Annotated in this window: 18 protein-coding genes and 1 pseudogene; 8 read left to right on the top strand and 11 right to left on the bottom strand. The window is 63.4% G+C overall.

The genetic code is table 11. The annotated features are described in order from the left end of the window. The first annotated feature begins 87 nt into the window (after nucleotides 1-87). Together ACZZZP_RS13895 and ACZZZP_RS13900 are read left to right on the top strand one after the other, a co-directional pair. Nucleotides 88-759 (top strand): heavy metal response regulator transcription factor, encoded by a 672-nt coding sequence (locus ACZZZP_RS13895; protein ID WP_463383109.1) that lies wholly within the window; start codon nucleotides 88-90, stop codon nucleotides 757-759. Continuing rightward, the gene (locus tag ACZZZP_RS13900) at nucleotides 756-2,120 is read left to right on the top strand and encodes a heavy metal sensor histidine kinase (protein WP_463383110.1); all 1,365 of its coding nucleotides are present in this window, start codon (nucleotides 756-758) and stop codon (nucleotides 2,118-2,120) included. Before ACZZZP_RS13895 ends, ACZZZP_RS13900 begins: the two co-directional genes overlap by 4 nt. Before the next feature lie 242 nt (nucleotides 2,121-2,362). On the opposite strand, the gene ycaC is transcribed toward ACZZZP_RS13900, so the two are convergent. Continuing rightward, the gene (gene ycaC, locus ACZZZP_RS13905) at nucleotides 2,363-2,995 is read right to left on the bottom strand and encodes an isochorismate family cysteine hydrolase YcaC (RefSeq protein WP_122495088.1); all 633 of its coding nucleotides are present in this window, start codon (nucleotides 2,993-2,995) and stop codon (nucleotides 2,363-2,365) included. Nucleotides 2,996-3,158: 163 nt separating this feature from the next. Here ycaC and ACZZZP_RS13910 point away from each other — a divergent pair, with 163 nt between their 5' ends. Then, a complete protein-coding gene (locus ACZZZP_RS13910; protein WP_463383111.1) occupies nucleotides 3,159-4,067 on the top strand; it encodes a LysR substrate-binding domain-containing protein in 909 nt (302 codons plus the stop codon). A gap of 367 nt (nucleotides 4,068-4,434) precedes the next feature. On the opposite strand, the gene ACZZZP_RS13915 is transcribed toward ACZZZP_RS13910, so the two are convergent. From ACZZZP_RS13915 to ACZZZP_RS13925, 3 genes are all read right to left on the bottom strand, one after another. Beyond that, complete coding sequence (locus tag ACZZZP_RS13915; RefSeq protein ID WP_463383112.1) at nucleotides 4,435-6,138, bottom strand: amidase; 1,704 nt, start codon at nucleotides 6,136-6,138, stop codon at nucleotides 4,435-4,437. A gap of 105 nt (nucleotides 6,139-6,243) precedes the next feature. After that, nucleotides 6,244-6,456, bottom strand: a complete 213-nt coding sequence (locus ACZZZP_RS13920) for a DUF6434 domain-containing protein (protein ID WP_463383113.1) — start codon at nucleotides 6,454-6,456, stop codon at nucleotides 6,244-6,246. Between the two features lie 175 nt (nucleotides 6,457-6,631). Then, complete coding sequence (locus ACZZZP_RS13925) at nucleotides 6,632-7,450, bottom strand: alpha/beta fold hydrolase (RefSeq protein WP_463383114.1); 819 nt, start codon at nucleotides 7,448-7,450, stop codon at nucleotides 6,632-6,634. A 239-nt stretch (nucleotides 7,451-7,689) separates the two neighbouring features. On the opposite strand from ACZZZP_RS13925, the gene ACZZZP_RS13930 reads away from it, so the two are divergent. Beyond that, nucleotides 7,690-8,748, top strand: coding sequence for a putative urea ABC transporter substrate-binding protein (locus tag ACZZZP_RS13930; RefSeq protein ID WP_463383115.1), 1,059 nt, complete (start codon nucleotides 7,690-7,692; stop codon nucleotides 8,746-8,748). On the opposite strand, the gene ACZZZP_RS13935 is transcribed toward ACZZZP_RS13930, so the two are convergent. The 4 genes and pseudogenes from ACZZZP_RS13935 to ACZZZP_RS13950 all read right to left on the bottom strand — a co-directional run bounded on the left by ACZZZP_RS13935 (nucleotide 8,749) and on the right by ACZZZP_RS13950 (nucleotide 12,256). Further along, nucleotides 8,749-8,997 (bottom strand): DUF1145 domain-containing protein, encoded by a 249-nt coding sequence (locus ACZZZP_RS13935; RefSeq protein WP_463383116.1) that lies wholly within the window; start codon nucleotides 8,995-8,997, stop codon nucleotides 8,749-8,751. 89 nt (nucleotides 8,998-9,086) lie between these two features. Next, nucleotides 9,087-10,004 carry a DUF1254 domain-containing protein gene (locus tag ACZZZP_RS13940; RefSeq protein ID WP_463536600.1) on the bottom strand — a complete coding sequence of 306 codons (918 nt, stop codon included), beginning with the start codon at nucleotides 10,002-10,004 and terminating at the stop codon, nucleotides 9,087-9,089. A gap of 58 nt (nucleotides 10,005-10,062) precedes the next feature. Further along, nucleotides 10,063-10,467: pseudogene (locus ACZZZP_RS13945) on the bottom strand (DUF1254 domain-containing protein); the annotation flags it as partial. Between the two features lies 1 nt (nucleotide 10,468). After that, nucleotides 10,469-12,256, bottom strand: coding sequence for an alkyl/aryl-sulfatase (locus ACZZZP_RS13950; RefSeq protein ID WP_463383118.1), 1,788 nt, complete (start codon nucleotides 12,254-12,256; stop codon nucleotides 10,469-10,471). A gap of 96 nt (nucleotides 12,257-12,352) precedes the next feature. Here ACZZZP_RS13950 and ACZZZP_RS13955 point away from each other — a divergent pair, with 96 nt between their 5' ends. Continuing rightward, nucleotides 12,353-13,261, top strand: coding sequence for a LysR family transcriptional regulator (locus ACZZZP_RS13955; RefSeq protein WP_463383119.1), 909 nt, complete (start codon nucleotides 12,353-12,355; stop codon nucleotides 13,259-13,261). Nucleotides 13,262-13,540: 279 nt separating this feature from the next. Here the strand turns inward: ACZZZP_RS13955 and ACZZZP_RS13960 are convergent, their stop codons facing one another. Continuing rightward, a complete protein-coding gene (locus tag ACZZZP_RS13960; protein ID WP_463383120.1) occupies nucleotides 13,541-14,389 on the bottom strand; it encodes a cache domain-containing protein in 849 nt (282 codons plus the stop codon). A 127-nt stretch (nucleotides 14,390-14,516) separates the two neighbouring features. Between ACZZZP_RS13960 and ACZZZP_RS13965 the strand changes: the two genes are divergently transcribed. Further along, nucleotides 14,517-14,945 carry a hypothetical protein gene (locus ACZZZP_RS13965; protein ID WP_463383121.1) on the top strand — a complete coding sequence of 143 codons (429 nt, stop codon included), beginning with the start codon at nucleotides 14,517-14,519 and terminating at the stop codon, nucleotides 14,943-14,945. Nucleotides 14,946-14,949: 4 nt separating this feature from the next. Here the strand turns inward: ACZZZP_RS13965 and ACZZZP_RS13970 are convergent, their stop codons facing one another. Then, entirely contained in the window at nucleotides 14,950-15,483 is a 534-nt protein-coding gene (locus tag ACZZZP_RS13970; protein WP_463383122.1) for a cytochrome b, read from the bottom strand. After that, complete coding sequence (locus ACZZZP_RS13975) at nucleotides 15,480-16,559, bottom strand: catalase family peroxidase (RefSeq protein ID WP_463383123.1); 1,080 nt, start codon at nucleotides 16,557-16,559, stop codon at nucleotides 15,480-15,482. Before ACZZZP_RS13975 ends, ACZZZP_RS13970 begins: the two co-directional genes overlap by 4 nt. A 169-nt stretch (nucleotides 16,560-16,728) precedes the next feature. Here ACZZZP_RS13975 and ACZZZP_RS13980 point away from each other — a divergent pair, with 169 nt between their 5' ends. Together ACZZZP_RS13980 and ACZZZP_RS13985 are read left to right on the top strand one after the other, a co-directional pair. Then, entirely contained in the window at nucleotides 16,729-17,241 is a 513-nt protein-coding gene (locus ACZZZP_RS13980; RefSeq protein ID WP_463383124.1) for an RNA polymerase sigma factor, read from the top strand. Next, nucleotides 17,238-17,996, top strand: coding sequence for an anti-sigma factor family protein (locus ACZZZP_RS13985; RefSeq protein WP_463383125.1), 759 nt, complete (start codon nucleotides 17,238-17,240; stop codon nucleotides 17,994-17,996). Before ACZZZP_RS13980 ends, ACZZZP_RS13985 begins: the two co-directional genes overlap by 4 nt. The last annotated feature ends 13 nt before the right edge of the window (nucleotides 17,997-18,009 follow it).

An 18,009-nucleotide genomic window follows, 5' to 3' on the forward strand; every position in this document is an offset into this window, starting at 1 on the left:
ACGGCCCGATTACGCCTGCATTACGAATTTGTAATGGGACAACGGCGCGCAAACGCCTAGCCTTATGCGCCTGTGGTGGAGGAACCCATGCGTATTTTGCTGGTGGAAGACGAAGTGAAAACGGCCGATTACTTGCGTAAGGGGCTGAGTGAGTCGGGCTATTTGGTGGAGGTCGCGCACAACGGCCTGGACGGCCAGCACCTGGCGCAAGAAGAAACGTTCGACCTGATCATTCTGGATGTGCAGTTGCCCGGCATCGACGGCTGGCAGTTGCTGCAAATCATCCGCCGCAAGCAGCAAACGCCGGTGCTGTTTTTGACCGCGCGCGATGCGGTAGAAGACCGGGTAAAGGGCCTGGAGCTGGGCGCTGACGATTATCTGGTGAAGCCATTTTCCTATGCAGAATTGCTGGCGCGGGTGCGTACCTTGCTGCGCCGAGGTCCGCCGCGCGAGGTGGAGCAGTTCTTGGTGGCGGACTTGCACCTTGACCTGCTGCGCCGCCAGGTCACGCGCCAGGGCCAGCGGCTCACGCTGACGAACAAGGAATTCGCCTTGCTGCATTTGTTGCTTAGCCGCGAGGGCGAAGTGTTGTCGCGGGCGCAGATTGCTTCGCAGGTGTGGCAGATGAATTTCGACAGCGACACCAATGTGGTGGACGTCGCCATCCGCCGCCTGCGCGCCAAGGTGGACGACCCGTTCACCTGCAAGCTCATCCACACCGTGCGCGGCATGGGCTACACGCTGGCGGTGCAGCCGTGAAGCGCTGGGCGCCGCGTGCGCTGAGTGTGCGGCTGGCGCTGATGTTTGCGTTGGTCAGCGCGCTGTTGTTGGGCGCGATTGGCTTTTACCTGTACCACTCGTTGCAACGGGAAATCGCCTGGCGCGATGACCAGGCGCTGCTGGGCCGGGTGCAGCGTATGCAGGCGATTCTGAGCGACAGCCAGAGCATCGAGGCGCTGCGTGAACGGCCGCAGTTGTACGAGAACATGTTGGGCAATCGCGACAATCTGCTGTGGGTCGTGGACGACGCCGGCCGCGTGCTCATCGAAATCAACCCGCCCGGTTTGCCCTGCCCTGCTCTGCCCGCCGCCGCCTCGGCCCAGCTCGGCGACGACCCGGCGGGCAATCCGCTGCGTCTGGCCTGGCAAAGCATGCCCCGTGGTGACCAACAGCTCACGCTGATTGCCGGCAAGCTGCTCACCGAGCGTGAACAGATGCTGGCGGCGTATCGGCTGAAACTGTGGCTGGCCCTGGGCGCCGGCATGGTCCTGGCGTTCGGCCTGGGCTGGCTGGTGAGTCAACGCGGGCTGCGGCCTGTGCGGGAATTGGCGCAGCGCACGGCGGCGATCGACAGCCAGCATCTGCACCTGCGGCTGGACGAGTTTCAGACCACGGCGGAATTGCAGGCGCTGAGCCAGGCGCTCAATCACATGCTCGCGCGTCTTGAAGGCGGCTTCGGCCAACTGTCGCGGTTCTGCGAAGACTTGGCCCACGAAATGCGCACGCCGCTGAGTAACCTGATGGGCCACACCCAGCAAACCCTGCAACGTGAACGCACGGTGGCGGAGTACGAAGATTTGCTGGTGTCGAACCAGGAAGAATACGAACGGCTGGCGCGCATGATCGACAGCATGTTGTTCCTGGCGCGCACCGAGCAGGCGGTGATCAATCGTCAGCCGGTGGACTTGCACGCACTGGGCGAGCAGTTGTGCGAATACTTCGAAGGCATGGCCGAAGAGCGCGAGGTGCTGTTGCGCAATGATGCCCAGGGCACCGTGCTCGCCGACCCGGATTTACTGCGCCGTGCGCTGGCGAACTTGCTGGCCAATGCCTTGCGCTATGGCGAAGTGGGTCAGCCGATAACGTTGCGTTCCCGCGCGGTTGGCGCTGAGGTTGAAGTGAGCGTGCACAACCTGGGGCCGGCGATTGCGGCCGAACATCTGCCGCATCTGTTTGAGCGCTTCTACCGCTGCGATCCGTCGCGCGCGCAGCCGGGGGATTCGGGCGGGTTGGGGTTGGCGATTGTGCGGTCGATCATGCAGGCGCATGGGGGCGAGGTTCGGGTGCGCAGTGATGTGGGAGGCACGGTGTTTTCGTTGGTGTTTTTGGCTGAGGGCTAGATGTAAAGATCAAGTGCCCCTCACCCCAGCCCTCTCGCCTGTCCGGCCGACCTAGCGGGAGAGGGAGCCGACCGGAGTGTGGGGCTGGAACAACGCCACCCAAACAAACGTCACCCCTCGCCCGCTTGCGGGAGAGGGGCTGGGGGTGAGGGCCGAAGCACACATAAACGTCCCTGCCCGCACACATCCAACAAACAAAAAAACCGGAGCCTAAGCCCCGGTTTGTTCGTAACCCGCCCTCCTTATTTCTTGGCCGTCAGCGCGTTGTAGCTGGTGAACAAGTTGCGGTAGTCCGGAATGTGGTTGGCGCACAAGGTGCCCAAGCCTTCGATGTCGTTGCGCCAGTCGCGGTGCAGCTCGCAAGCCACGCCGAACCAGTTCATCAATTGTGCACCAGCGGCGGACATGCGGTCCCAGGCGGCGTCGCGGGTCATTTCGTTGAAGGTGCCGGAAGCGTCGGTGACCACGAACACGTCGAAGCCTTCTTCGATGGCCGACAGCGCCGGGAACGCTACGCACACTTCGGTTACTACGCCGGCGATGATCAGTTGTTTCTTGCCGGTGGCCTTGATGGCTTTAACGAAATCTTCGTTGTCCCAGGCGTTGATCTGGCCAGGGCGGGCGATGTACGGCGCCTCGGGAAACATTTCTTTCAGCTCTGGCATCAGCGGGCCGTTGGGGCCGGTTTCAAAGCTGGTGGTGAGGATGGTTGGCAGCTTGAAGAATTTGGCCAGATCAGCAACGGCCAGCACGTTGTTTTTGAATTTGTCCGGTTCGATGTCGCGAACCAGGGAGAGCAAACCGGCTTGGTGATCGACCAGCAGAACCACGGCGTTGTCTTTGTCGAGACGGTTGTATTTGTAAGAAGTAGTCATGGTGCGTTCCTCGCTTTCTGATTGGGTGCCGGTTAGTCGGCGGTAAGGGTGTGTTTCGTTTGCCGCTGCGTTTGTGTTCGCTGCGGTATGGGTAAAGCTTAAAATCGACACCCTTTTTGCACTAGACTGCAAAAATTGCCTCTAGCGTTCTATTTGGAGAACGATGTTGGAAGACCTCAACACCCTCTACTACTTCACCCAGGTGGTGGAACATGGTGGCTTCGCCGCGGCCGGGCGCGCGCTGGACATGCCCAAGTCGAAACTCAGCCGACGCATTACGCAGTTAGAAGAACGCCTGGGCGTGCGCTTGCTGCACCGCACCAGCCGGCACAACGCGTTGACGGAAATCGGCCAGGCCTATTACCAGCGCTGCGTGGCCATGCGCGTGGAGGCGGAAAGTGCGGCCGAGGTTATCGAGCGCAACCGCAGCGAGCCGCGCGGCCTGGTGCGCTTGGCCTGCCCGACTACGCTGCTGAACTCGTGGGTGGGCCCGATGCTGACCCGCTACATGCTCAAGTACCCGCTGGTGGAGCTGGCGATTGAAGCCACCAACCGCCGCGTCGACGTGCTGCACGAAGGCTTCGACATCGCCCTGCGCGTGCGTTTTCCGCCACTGGAAAACACCGACATGGTGATGAAGGTGCTGGGCAACAGCACGCAATGCCTGGTCGGCCATCCGCAGTACGCGCAGTGTCTGGAGGTGGGCTTTGCGCCCGAAGAACTGAGTCGCCTGCCGAGCCTGTTCTGGGGCGGGCAGCAGCGCGAGTATCAGTGGGAGTTGTTCAACAGCGAAGGTGCGAGCCTGCAGATCAACCACCGCCCGCGCATGGTCACCGACGACCTGCGCGCCCTACGCGACGCGGCGCTGGCGGGCGTGGGCATTGTGCATTTGCCGAGGGTGGCCGTACGGGACGATTTGGCGGCCGGCACCTTGGTGGAAATGCTGCCGGGGTGGACGCCGAAATGCGGGATCGTGCACGCCATCTTTCCCTCGCGGCGCGGGTTGCTGCCGTCGGTGCGCACGTTGATTGATTTTCTGGGGGAGGAATTTAGTTTGAGTGATATGGCGTGACGGTCTTCACTCTCCCCGGCCCTCCCGCCTGGAAGAGAGGCTAACCGCAATCGGTGCTAAACGGCGTCGAGGCTCCCCTCTCCCGCTTGCGGGAGAGGGGCTGGGGGTGAGGGCCAGCCGTGACGCGTTATTTGCAAATGTGCTTTGCAGGCCCAGCCAATCGCGGCTAAAGCCGCTCCCACAGATTTGGCACTGGTCGGTTTTCTGTAGGAGCCACCTTGGTGGCGAACCCTGGAAACGGAATTCTCGATCATCGTTTCCAGGGTTCGCTAGCAAGCTAGCTCCTACGGGAGCGGCGTTGAGGTTCAGAGCCTGGTTTGCAGGCCCACCCCATCGCGGCTAAAGCCGCTCCCACAGGTTTTTTTTGCTATTTCAATACCGGCGTGCGCGGCGGGATTACGCGCTTGCTCCCCGTCGCTTCATACGCCGAGGCCAGGCGCAGCAGTGTTGAGTCGTCGTAGGCTCGGCCGGCGAAGGTCAGGCCTACGGGCATGCCGATGTCAGCCATCACGCCCATAGGCACGGTGACGGTCGGCACGCCAAGGTGGCGGATGGCGAGGTTGCCGTTGGCGACCCACACACCGTTGCTCCAGGCGATGTCGGCCGAGGCCGGGTTAACGTCGGCGTCCGCTGGGCCAACGTCGGCCACGGTGGGGAACAGCACGGCGTCGAGGCCCAAGGTGTCCATCCAGTCTTCCAAGTCGATGCGCCGGGTTTTTTCCAGGCCGCGCAGGCCGTCGGGCAAGGTCGGAATCTGGTCCCACGAGGTAATGCCGCGCTCCGCCATGCGCACGTATTCGTCCATGCCGGCGGCCAGGTCGCCCTCGCGGTTGGGCAAGGTGCCGGGGTCGTGGGGGAAGATTTTTGCGCCATCCACATCTACCAGGCGGTTGAGCGCCGGGTCGCCGTTGGCTTGCAGAAACTCGTCAAAGGCCCAGGCCGACAAGTCCCACAGTTCATGGTGCAGGAACTCCGGCGACACCAGCCCGCGGTTGAATACGGTGGGCGCACCGGGGCGGTCGCCTTCGCAGTTGGAGACCAGCGGGAAGTCCACTTCAAGCACTTCGGCGCCGGCGACTTCCAGCGCCTGGCGCGCCTGTTGCCACAGGTCGATCACCGACGCCCGCGTGTGAATGCGCTGCCCGGTCGGCCCGCCGATGCCCGGCGCCTCGCTGGTGCCGGCCTCGGGATCGGCGTTGATAAACATGCGCGGCACGCCCAGGCGTTTGCCGGCCAGGGCTTGGGGGCTAGCAGCGAGCGCCGGGTAAGACGCCGGACGCACTTCGGCGACGCTGGGGATTGGCACCCACGGTTGCAGACGCCAGAGGTCGCCACGGGTGTCGGGGTCTTCGGCGACGATTTGCTCGAGCACTTCCAGCAGGTCGGCCATGGTGCGGGCGTAGGGCACCACCACGTCCATCGTCGGCGTCAGCGGCCAGTTGCCGCGCACGGAAATCAGCCCGCGCGACGGCGTGTACGCGCACAGCCCATTGTTGGAAGCCGGGCCACGGCCGCTGGACCACGTTTCTTCTGCCAGACCAAACGCGGCAAAGCTGGCTGCCGTCGCGGTGCCAGCGCCATTGGAAGAGCCGGAGGCGAACGGCGCGGTCAGGTAAGCGGCGTTATACGGGCTTTCGGCACGGCCGTAGACGCCGCGTTGCATGCCGCCGTTGGCCATGGGCGGCATGTTGGTTTTGCCCAGGCAAATGGCGCCCGCTGCACGCAAGCGCTCGATGGTGAAGGCGTCGCGCTGGGCCACCAGGCTGGCAAATGCCGGACTGCCGGAAGCGGCGGTCAGGCCTTTGACCAGGTAGCTGTCTTTGGCGGTGTAGGGAATGCCGTCGAGCGGGCCGAGGGTTTTGCCGGCGGCGCGGCGGGCGTCTGAGGCGTGGGCTTCATCAAGCGCGGCTGGGTTGCGCACGACGACGGCATTAAGGGCAGTGGCGGTGTTGGCGCCGTCGTAGGCGTCGATGCGTGCGAGATACGCCTGCACCAACTCGACGGCAGTGGTGCGGCCGCTTTCGAGCGCGGCGCGCAGGTCGGCGATGGACGCTTCGGTGACTTCGATCATGCTGGCCTCATAGCGTTGGCAAATGAGCGCGCGGCGCAGGGGCCTCGTGCTTAGGCTGCCTATTCTGCCTCAAGGCCAGGGGATGACAACTCTGTGGAATGTCGGCTATCGCTTGCCGAACCGCTGGCTCCATTCGGTGACGACTTCGCCCAGGGTCAGCGGCGCGCCGCTGCGGATCCAGGCTCGGAATTCGCGATTGAGGGTGAATTGTTCCCCGCAGTGCTCAATGAAAAAACGGCGGACGTTTTGCGTAACGCGAAAGTTTTTGCGCAACGGGGTTCCGGTGGTGAGGGGTTCGGAGTGCCAGTCGAAAGCCATGGTGCTGCTCTGCAAAATGAAGGGGCGCTCGTTGTACCGCAAAGCAGATACGCGCTAAAGGCTCCGGCCTGTTTCCAGCGCATTCTCAGAACGGACGGGCGCAGCGCACGGGCAGCGTCCGTAGGCTAATGCCCCGTATGGGGGCGTTAGCCTACGGCAGGTGCCTGTGCGGGAATCAGCCGGCGATAAAGCTCAGCAGATCTTCGTTCAACTGCTGCGTGTGGGTCGCGGCGAAACCGTGGGGCGCGCCTTTGTACACTTTCAGCTCAGCGCCTTTGATTTGCTGCGCGGCCAGCTTGCCGGTGGTTTCGAACGGCACAATCTGGTCGCCGTCGCCATGAATCACCAGGGTCGGCACGTCGACTTTGGCCATGTCGGGGCGGAAGTCGGTGTCGGCGAACGCGGTTACGCAATCCACGGTGCCTTTGAGTGAGGCCAGCAAGGCGATGTTCAGGGTTTGCGTCAGCACACCCTCGGAAACCACTTGGCCCTGGTTGGTGCCGTAGAACGGGGCGGCGAAGTCGGCGATGAACTGCGCGCGGTCTTTAAGCAGGCCGGCTTTGATGCCGTCGAATACCGAGGCGTCCACGCCTTCAGGGAACGAGGCACTTTTGCCGAAGATCGGCGTTACCGCACCGAGCAGCACCAGCTTGGCGACACGGGCGGTGCCGTATTTGCCGATGTAACGGCTGACGTCGCCGCCACCCATGGAGAAGCCCACCAGGGTGATCTCTTTAAGGTCCAGGTGTTCGATCAACTGGGCAATATCGTCGGCGAAGGTGTTGTAGTCGTAGCCGGTCCACGGCTGGCTCGAACGCCCGAAGCCGCGACGGTCGAAGGCGATGGTGCGGTAGCCACGGGAGCTCAGGTACTCCATTTGGTATTCCCACATGTCGGCGTCCAGCGGCCAGCCGTGGCTGAACAGCACCGGCTTACCGCTGCCCCAATCTTTGTAGTAAATCTCGGTGCCGTCTGTGGTGGTGAATGTGCTCATGCATCTCTCCTGAAGGGTCCGTTTTTCATCTGAACAAGGCGCCGGTAGCGCCTGTACCGCCAGCTACTATCCGCCTGCAATGTGACGACGAATTGCACGGCTGTGCTGGGTTGCGTTTGGCCTGTAGAGGTAAGCACGTGTTCGCAATTTTTGCGTTGCGACCAACGTCGATGATGGCCCTGCGATAAGCTCGCGGCGCGGCCGAGTGGCCCACCCTTTTTCTGCTGCTGGAGCTTTTCATGCGCCCTTCCCCTTCCCTGGCCACGGCCTTTTTTCTGCTGCTGGCCGCGCTGGGCAGCAGCACCAGCGCCGTGGCAAAGGACCACTTTCGCGTGTGCTGGAGCGACTACTCGGGCGCGTTGCCCTGGGGCTATGCGGCGCAGCAAAACGTGCTGGCGCGCTGGGCGAAGAAGTACGGCATCAGCATTGATGTGGTGCGCGTCGACTCCAGCAGCGATGCCGCCAAGCAATACGCCGCCGGCCAGTTCGACGGCTGCACCATGAATGCCCTGGAGGCGCTGACCGTGCCTGCTGCGGCCGGCATCGACACCACCGCGCTGATCCTCAGCGACTTCTCGGCTGGCAATGACGGCGTGCTGCTGCGCGGTCGCACTCAACGCGCGCAAGACCTCAAAGGCAAAACCGTGCAGGTGCAGGAAAATTCGGTGGCGCATTACGTGTTGGTGCGCGCGCTGGAGTCGGTGCAGTTGAGCGAAGAGGACGTCACCCTCACGCCGCTGACCGACGAAGGCGCCGCGTTTGCCAGCGGCAACGGCGATGCGCTCGCCCTGTCCAACCCGGCGTTGGCGCCGCTCCAGGCCGGCAGCAACCGCACGTTGGTGTTCAGCTCGCACCGCCTGCCCGGCGAAGTGGTGCACCTGTTCGCAGTGAATACCGACACCTTGCGCGCCAACCCGGCGCTGGGTCGTGCGCTGACCGGCGCCTGGTTCGAGCTGACCAAACGCATGAGCGCCAGCGACGACAAAGGCGCCGCCACGCTGGCGGCCATTGCCAAAAGCGCCGGCACCGACCTGCCCGCTTATCAGGACCAACTGAGCAAAACCCGCTCGTTCTACACGGCGCGCAGCGCCGTGGCTTTCGCCGAAAGCCCGGCCCTGCCGGCCGCCATGCAGCGCCTGGCAGACTTCGCCTTCAGCCACGGCATGCTCGGCAAAGCCACCAGCGCGCAGAGTATCGGCGTGTCGTTCGCCAACGGCGTGGTCAACGGCAGCCCGGCCAATATCAAGCTGCGCTTCGAGCCGGCGTTTATGCAGGTGGCGGCGGACGGAAAGCTGTAACTAGCGCGCCAAACCGCGCAAATGCAGAAAGCCAAACAGCAGCACCTGCATACGCTCCAGCCAGGGAAACGCCTGCTGCTTGAGGCGATTGTTGAACAGCAGCGCCTCGCCGGCATGGGCCAGCAGCAACACGCCGGTCAGCAGCAACAGCGGCCGATGCAACGGTTCGCCGAATGGGTAAATGACATTGAGCAAGGCCATCAGCCAGAACATGGCGAGCGCGCCTTTGAGAAACGACAGTAGGTGCATGGGGGACTCCTTTTATTTGAGTTGTCCCCATCAGTTTGCCGGCTGAGCCGCCCTTTGCTCTCCCGCACTTTTGATTAGCCGACTGGCCGCTACGGCGCCACCCGTTCAATGGCCGGCATGTTCCAGGCGCCCGACAGAATGGTCGGGTTCGGCCAGTACAGCCGCGCAGTCAGGGCGAACCCACCGCTTCGAGGGATGGGCAGCCAGTTGCCTTGCCAGGGCTGCGCCGGGGCATCGCTTTGCAGATACAAATCGAGCGAGCCGTCGGCGTTGCGCTGCAGGGCATCGCGGTCGCCGAGGGCGTAGCGGTTCAGCGGGTTGTCCACCAGGTAGCCGTCCATGTCGTAGACGGTGACCGACCAGAACGCCCGCACCGGCGGCAACTGCCCAGCGGCGAAATGCAGACGGTAGCGCTGGCCGCCTTGCAGCGGTTGGCCATCGGCGTCTTGCATGGCGTTGGGGTAGATAGCGTCTTCGGCCAAGTTGGCGCCGAAGCCAGCCATGGCCACAGCGGCCCGCAGCCCATAGTCGCTGCCGTAACGGCCCACTTCGGCCGGCGGCACGCGCCAGCCGTTGCGCAGTTCACGGGGATGCTCCACGGCGCGTTGCAGCCCACGCTCGGCCAGCCAGGTGCCCAGTTTTATCGCCGGGCCCTGTAACCCATTCCACTCGGCCACCGGCTGCCCCGGCTGGACGCCTAGCCGGGCCAGGCTTTGTAGCGCTTGCTGGTCGGCCGCCGCCGGCGGGTTGTCGGTCATCAGCCGGGCCAGACGCTCGAAGAAATCACGCGGTGGCATGGCGCGCATTTGGTACAGCGGCGGCGTGCCCCGTTCGCTGCGCGGCGGCGGCACGAGCGATTCCTGGCGGATGCCTTGCTGCCAGTCGGCCAATGGTGTCAGGCGCACGCCTTTCTGAATGCCGTACACGGTGGCGTAGTCTGCCGCGCCGTTGGTTTGGATGCGGCCCAGCAGCCAGGCCAATGCGGTGGGCGAGCGCAGCAGGTGCATGCCGGTGGGCACCTCGCCCGCCCAGTTCGGCCCCGCCAGCAGGTAAATGCCCGCCCCCCGTTCCCGTGGTGCGGGGGCCGAGGGAGGCATAGACGTTGGTCCAAGCGTCGAGAAACTGCATCACGTTGTAGCGCTCGGTGGCGGGCAGCTCGAACACCAGCGCCTGCTCGCGCAAGTCGAGCCAGGCCACCGAGTACAGGGTGTCGACGTTGGGCCGAACGATTTCGCGAAAGTGCGCGTCGGGAAATTTCTGCACATGCACCAGGTGTTGCAGCGGCGCCAGGCCTTTACTAAAGGCGTCGCGGCTCAGCTCGCTGATCACCAGCGGATAGCCGTACAGATAACCCTGGGCCGCATCGCGAATCACCTGGCGCTGGCTGAACAGCGCGCCAGCGGCCAGCAGCAGAACCGCCAGCAACGCCAGCACTACCCGCACCCAGCGGCGGGACAGGAGCGCGCCCATCTCAGCGCACCGTCAGGTTGATGGGGCTGTCGGCGAAGTCAAAGCAGCCGAGGAAGGTTTTGATGTCGAGCAGGTCGCCGTCCACCTTCACGTCGCCCAACACCGCGCCCTTGAGCAGGCTGTTCTGGCCGCTGATTACGGTGTCCAGGTAGGTCTTGTCGAGGGTCAGTTTCAGCGTGGTGCCGTCTGGAATACCGCTGTGCAATTGCACCACGCCACGGCGAATTTCCAGCGCCCATTGTTCGTTGATGTCGGGGAAACTGAAGCCGAGGGTGAGGTTTACGTCGTCGGCTTTGTCCGGGTCGATGCGGGTGACCCAGTTTTGCAGGAACACTTTCACCGGCAGGTTTTTCAACATGTCGGGCGAGAGGAAGGTGCCGCGCAAACGCTTGGCCATTTCCGTGAGTTGGGTTTCGCCCAGGGTGCCTTCCAGTTCCATGGCGCTGGTGAGGTACCAGTTGCGCCAGTTGATGTTCATTTGCGCGTAGCCCAGTTTGCGGAAGCTGCGGGCCTTGATGTCCCGCGCCAGTTTGTCGTCGTGGTCGATGCGGATTACATAGGTGGCCAGCTCGGCAGCCCATTGGTAATCGCCTTTCAGATACGCATCGCCAGCGGCCAGCAGCACCTTGTCGTGGCCGCCCATCAGCTCGACCATGCGCGTGGCTTTCTCTACCGGAGGTATCGGGTTGAGGTCGACCGGGTCGCCTTTGAACCAGCCCAGGTAACCCTCGTAAATTTGCCGAACGCTGTGGCTGACGGTGCCGTAGTACTCGCGCAAATACGGGGTGTAGCCGGCCAGGTGCGGCGGCAGTTTGACCTTCTCCACCAGTTCGTCCGGGGTCAGGCCTTTGTTCATCCAGCGCACGGTTTGGTCGTGAATGTAGGCAATGCCATCGCGGGTCATGCGCAGCACTTCTTCGACGTTTTCAGCGCCGCTGACCGGGCGGCCGTGGGACGGCACCATGAAGTCGGCGTGGAACTCGCGCAGTAAATCGAGGCTGTTCACCCACGCCACCGGGTCGCGGAATTTCGCCCCACGCAGGGTGTGGATGTTAGGCAGGGTCGGGCCTTGGTCCACTTCAGCGCTGAGCAGCACGCGGCTGTCGGGCAGGTACATGACAATCTCGTCCGGCGCCTCGCTCGGTGCCCAGCGCAGTTGCACGCGCAGGCCGGCAATGGTGGTGTCGAGCGTGTCTTTGAAGGTGATGGTCGGCGCAATAAAGGTGCTCTGCCCGCCCACGGCAATCGGGCCGATGCCGCCGTTCATGTCTTTACGGTCGGCCTCGTTCAACGCCGCACCAAAGGTGTAAGCCGAGCGCATGGCCAGAATCGGGCCGACCAGCGCACCTTGGGTTACCACGTTTTCCAGCAGGGTTTCGTGGGCGTAAATCTGCACCTCGCCGCTTTTCACCTGCTCTTCCGAGACGAAGCCTTTCACGCCGTTGATGTGGTCGGGGTGGAAGTGGCTGTAGACGATGGCCTTCACCGGTTTGTCGGTGATTTTGCGGAATTCGGCGAACACCTTGGCCGACTCTTCCGGCGACTCGCCGGCGTCGAAAATGATCAAGCCTTCGGGGGCGATCACCATCACGCTGTTGGCGATACTCCAGCCTACGGCTGAGTAAACCGAGTCGGTGACTTTGTAGATTTGCTTGTTGAAGACCTTGGTGTGCTCGGCCAGCTCGGTATTGATCGACGGCTGAATGGTTTCGGCAGGCAGCGCTGCCAGGGCAGACAACGGCAAGGCGGCGGCCAGCAGCAGGCCGCTGAAGCGAGTAAGTGCGCGCATGAGAAATGTCTTTTGTTGTTATGGACGCATGCACCTTGGCAAAGGCAGACTGATAATTCCAATGCAAAATTATCCACTTTCCGATGCGAGAACCGCATGAACGATCTGCGCCAGCTTCGCCATTTTGTTGCCGTTGCCGAACACGGCCACTTCGCCCGCGCGGCCGAGGCGGTCAACCTCAGCCAGCCAGCGTTGTCGCGTAGCGTGCAAGCATTGGAAGCCAGCCTGGGCTGCCAACTGCTCGACCGTGGCCCACGCCAGGCGGTGCTCACGGCCCATGGCAAGTTGGTACTAGAACACGCGCGCCGGTTGTTGGAAGCCAACCGCTCGCTGCACAACGCCGTTAGCCAGTTGGGCAACCTCGAAGCCGGCGAGCTGCGCCTGGGCGCCGGCCCCTACCCTGCTGCGCACTTGGTACCCCGGGCGCTGGGCAAGCTGGTGAGCCAGTACCCGAAAATCCGCGTACAGCTGGCCATCGGCGATTGGCGCAGCCTGCGCCAGCGCCTGCTTGATGAAAGCGTGGAGCTATTTGTAGCCGACTGCCGCGAACTGCAAGGCGACCCGCTGCTGACCATCGAACCGCTGAAACCGCGCACCGGCGTGTTCTTCTGCCGCCCCGGTCACCCGCTGCTGCAACAGCGCGACCTCACGCCCGAAGCCCTCGCCGCCTACCCGCTGGCGGGCACGTTGTTGCCCGAGGAAGTTAAAACCGCCCTGCGCCAAGTCAGCGGCCGAGAGCAATTGCTGGGCATCGAGTGCGACAACTTTATGGTGCTCAAAGCGCTGGTGGCCTGCAGCGACGTGATCAGCCTGTCGCCCTGGGACGTGGTGGCCGAAGACGTCGCGGCCGGGCGCCTCGACATTTTGCCGCTGGCCAGCGATCGCCCTGCCCAGCAATCGGCCTACGGCGTAGTCATGCGCGCCGGGCACAGCCTGTCGCCGGCCGCGCAAGCGATGCTGGAAGAGATTCGTAGAGAGGATGAAGTGGCACAAGCCGCCACCTAAAAGCGCCCCGACTTGCCCAGCTCAGCCCTGTAGGAGCTAGCTTGCTAGCGAACCCTGCAAACAACATTTTCGAATACCGTTCGCAGGGTTCGCCACCAAGGTGGCTACTACAAAATGCAGATCAAGCACTCTGTAGGAGCGGCTTTAGCCGCGATGCGCTTGGGCGGATATCGCCATTTTCAGGCCCGGCCAATCGCGGCTGAAGCCGCTCCTACAGAAAGCGGATCAAAAATTCGTTTTGCAGGGTTCGCCACCAATTTGGCCCCTACAAGTCGTCGATCAGCGCGAGTAATACCCCACGGCCACCAGGTAGTTGCCGACCTTTTGCAGGTACGCATGTTTGTGTTCGTTGCGTTCGGTCACGGGGTTGCGCCAGAGGTATTCCAGTTCGCCGTGGCCGTCGGCGTTCACGGCATCGAGCATGCGTTGGCCGATGGCGGCACCGTCGGGGGCTTTCAGGTTGGCGAAGTCGGTGCCGATCAGGCGGCGGTTGTAGCCGTGGGCGACGAAGCGCTTGCTGGTGAGGTCGACCACAAAGACGTACAGGTCGTCTTGCAGGTAGCGCGGGTCCAGGTCGTTGATGGCGGTGAAGGTGGTTTTCGCGTCTTTGTCGATGGCGGCCGCCGCTTCGGTGAGCAGTTTTTTCGCTTCTTCTGGCTTGGCCCGTGGCAAGTAATAACCGACGGCGAGAATGCGGTCGTTGATGCGTTGGAAGTAGGTGTGTTTGCGCTCCACTTTGCCGTCCTGGCGGTTGACCCAGCGGTATTCGGCTTCGTGAATTTCGCCTTCCGGCTCGCTGATGGCGCGGGCGAAGGCGGTTTTGGTGTCGGCGTCCAGGGTGGCCGATACGTCGCGCCCCACCAGCATCACCGACGGGCCACCACTGGCGAGCATCACGCCCTGGGTGTTGACCACGTACACGTACAACTGGCCGGTGACGAATTCTCCCTGGCGGCTGAAGGCGGCCAGCGCGGCGTCGCCGTTTTTCTCGTAGTAGTCCACCGCTTTGAGCAGCAGCGCCTTGGCGTGTTGGGCTTCTTGTTGGTACGCCGCATCGGTCTGCGCGAACGCCTGATAGCCAGGCACCAACAGCGACAACACCAACAGCACACGGGTGAGCAACGTCATGGAAGAACTCCGCAGGGTTTGAATGGCTTGCAGTGTAGACGCGCGCCCGACCATTCATCCAACCCGCTGAACCAAAGCGCGACGGCTGTTTCACAACTCAACACCACAACAACAAAGGCCGCCCGCCATGAAAGCCCGACTGCTTGCCCTGCTCTTTTCCAGCGTTGCCTCCACCGGCGTGTGGGCCGAAGCCTGCATGGTCGACACCCGCGCACAGAGCGCGGCGGTGCCGATGGTGGAAGGCAAAACCTGCTACGAATACCAAGGCGCACCGGCCGGCAGTCTCGACTGGTCGTGCAGCAACGAAAGCAAAGAGACCCTGGCCACCAACAAGCACAAAGTCGCTAGCTGCCCGGCAAAACCCAGCGGCACCTGCACCGCCACGCTCACCCAGGAAGCGCTGGCGAACCAGCGTTCGAGCAGCAAGGACAAAAATGCCGACTCGGTGAACATCCCCAAAGGCGCCAAGGTACTGACCTATTACTACGACCTCAAAGACGCATCGCAGGCGCGCACCGATTGCGAAAAAGCCGGCGGCCAATGGGGCATTGAATAGCCGCCTACTTCGGGCCGCGCGCCATGCTGTGAAGCACGTGGTCGCGCCGCACCCAAGCGTGAAACAAGGCGCCGGCCAAATGCAGCAGCACGGTGGCGAACAGCAAATACGCGAGGTAGCGATGGGCCTTGCGCAGCACGGCGAAGGTCGGCGCGTCGGCGGGCAGCAAGGCCGGCAATTGCAGCGCGCTGCCCAGCATGACCGGATCGCCCGCTGCCGAAATCATCGCCCAGCCTACCAACGGCAAGGCCAGCATCAGCGCATACAGCAGCACGTGCGACAGTTTGGCGGCCAGCGCCTGAACAGCGGGCAAATCGGCTGGCAATGGTGGCGTGGTCGAGCTGAAGCGCACCACCAGCCGCACGATCACCAGCAGCAAAATGGCGATGCCCAACGGCTTGTGCAAATTGATCAGCCACTGATGCCGTTCCGACACCGAGGCCACCATGCCCACGCCCACAAACAACATGGCCAGGATCATTACGGCCATCAACCAATGCAGCACGCGCGCGGGCAAAGAAAAATGTTGAGCGCTCATGGGCGGGACTCCTGCGAAGCACTGGCGGGCAAGGAATTGACTTCACCCGTGCGGCGTTTATACGAAGCCGCGTAGGCGGCGGAACGGGCGGCGAGCAACGGGTCGTCGGAGCCTTCGATGCCGCTGGGCAAAATCAGCGGGTCGTAGTTGATGTCGCGGCACTCGCCGTTGTCTTGCGCTTGCTCGCGTTCGATTACCAGCGTGCCGGCCGTGACGGTGCGGTGTTCGCCGCTCCAGGCTTTGCTGGCGTCGTTGCTCGGGTCGCCGGGGTTGGCGAGCGTCAGCACTAAGTCCCAACGCTGCGCGCCCGCCGCCAGGCGCTGCTGCAAGTCGGCGAGCAAGTAGTTCTCAGCCTGCGGCGCCACGCTGTCCGCCGGGGTGGTGGCGACCATGCTCCAGCGCACGGTCTGGCGTTGGCCGGCGGCGTTGGTGAGGTAGAAGGCGTTCACGCTGTTGTAGGTTTCGGTGACGAAACTGGCGGCCGGCTTCGCGGTTTTCGCCCAGGCCAGAAACGCACCGGTTTCCGGGTGCGAGGCGAAGAAAGCGCCGGCCTTTTGTGGGTCGGGTTTGCCGGTAGCCGGATCTGGCGCGGTGGCTTGCAGCAAGCCAAAAAATGCCTCCGGCGTACCCACCGGAAACACCGGCATGCTGTTCATGCCGGTGCGCCATTGCTGACCGTTGGCCTGCTGGAAACGCAGCGCCATGCTGCGTAACGCCGCTGCGCTGTCGGGTGAATAAGGGTTACCCGTCGGCAAGGAAAACCGCCCCTGCACCGGCGTGCGGGTGGCGCTGAACACCTCGGCAGACGACAGCGACGCCGCCGCGCCGCTGCTCTCGAAGTAGCCCGTTACGCACACGCCTTTGGGGTGATTGCGGCGAAAGCCGGGATGCTCGCCGTTGTTCTTTTCCAACACGTCGACCACCCGGTCGGGGGTCAGGCGCTCGGGGCTGAAATAGCCGCCGGTATACGCCAGCGCGCCCACCAGCAGCAGCGCCACCGCGCCAATGGCGCCGAAGCGCAAGGCCAGGCTGAGCGGGCTGAGGGGCGGCCGCGGTTGAGGGTCGTTTGGTGCCATGGGGAACTCCAGAATCAGGCGAAGGTGCAGTCAGACGCCCCGCCTTCGGGTTTATTCCCTGGCAACGAATTATTTATTTTTGTGGGGTGGCGGGAATAAAGTCGGCCCTGCGTCGTCTCCCGTTCCACACGCTATTTTTCTAACGCCACGTTCTGGAACCTGCACCGCCATGCACGGTATCGATGACCAACTGCGCGACCTGCTGCCTCGACTGCGGCGCTTCGCCCAGTCGCTGACCCGCAACCCCACCAGCGCCGATGACCTGGTGCAAGCCAGCCTGGAAAAAGCCCTGGGCGCCTGGGCCGGCAAGCAGCCTGAGGGTGACCTGCGCGCCTGGCTGTTTGCGATTGTGTACCGCCAGTTTCTCGATGCGCACCGCAGCGCCAGCCGTTACAAGCGCGTGCTCGAACTGTTTACGGGCAGCCAGGACGACCATTACGCGCCGTCCGCCGAACGTACGGTTGTGGCGCAAACCACCCTCGCTGCCTTCGAACGCCTGCCCCATGAGCAGCGGGCGATTTTGTTGTGGGTAACGGTGGAAGGCCTGCGTTATCAGGAAATTGCCGAGATTCTCAATGTGCCGATTGGCACCGTGATGTCGCGTTTGTCCCGCGCGCGCCAGGCGTTGCGCCAGCTCAGCGACGGCGAAATCACCTCACCAGCCTTACGGGTGTTGAAATGAACGAGTTGCCTCCATCCGAACACGAGCTGCACGCCTACGTTGACCGCCAGCTCAACGAGGCCGACCGCGACCGCGTCGCGCGTTACCTCAGCGCCCATCCGGAACTGGCCGAGCAGGTACGCGCCTGGCAACTGGATGCGCAGAACCTGCGCGCCGCCCTGAGCGGCGGCCTGCACCTAACGCCCAACCCGCAGCTGGACCCCGCCGCCATTCGCCACAACCAGCGTCGGCAGCGCGGCCGGCAGTGGGCGACGGCCGCGGCGCTGGTTGTTGCCGTCAGCCTGGGCGGCTTTGGCGGCTGGCAGGCGCGCACCGTCAACTTGGCCAGCCATATGCTGCCTATGGCCGACGCCGTGCAGGCTTACCGCATGTTCGCCCTTAAAGACGGCATGGCCAACGACTGGACTCTGGCGACCAGCACCGATGCGCAAAGCTGGCTGGACCGCCATTTCGCCCGCGCCGACCGCATTCCCGACCTGGCCGGCGCCGGGTTTACGCCCGTGGGCGGACGAATGATCAGCACCGAACAGGGCGCGGCGGCGATGTTGGTGTATGAGGATGCCGATGGCCGCAAGGTGAGTTTTTACATTCGCCCGCCGGGTCCGCAGCATTACCTGCTCGACCGTGGCGCGCGGCGCGATGGCGAGTTGCAGGCGGATTATTGGTCCAGTGATGAGTACAACTACGCGCTGGTGGCGCCGGCGGATGATCCGGCGGTAGAGCCGGTTCGGCGGGGGTTGGGGCGGGCGATTTGATGTTTTCTTGTGA

Source organism: Pseudomonas sp. AC211 (assembly GCF_979258055.1).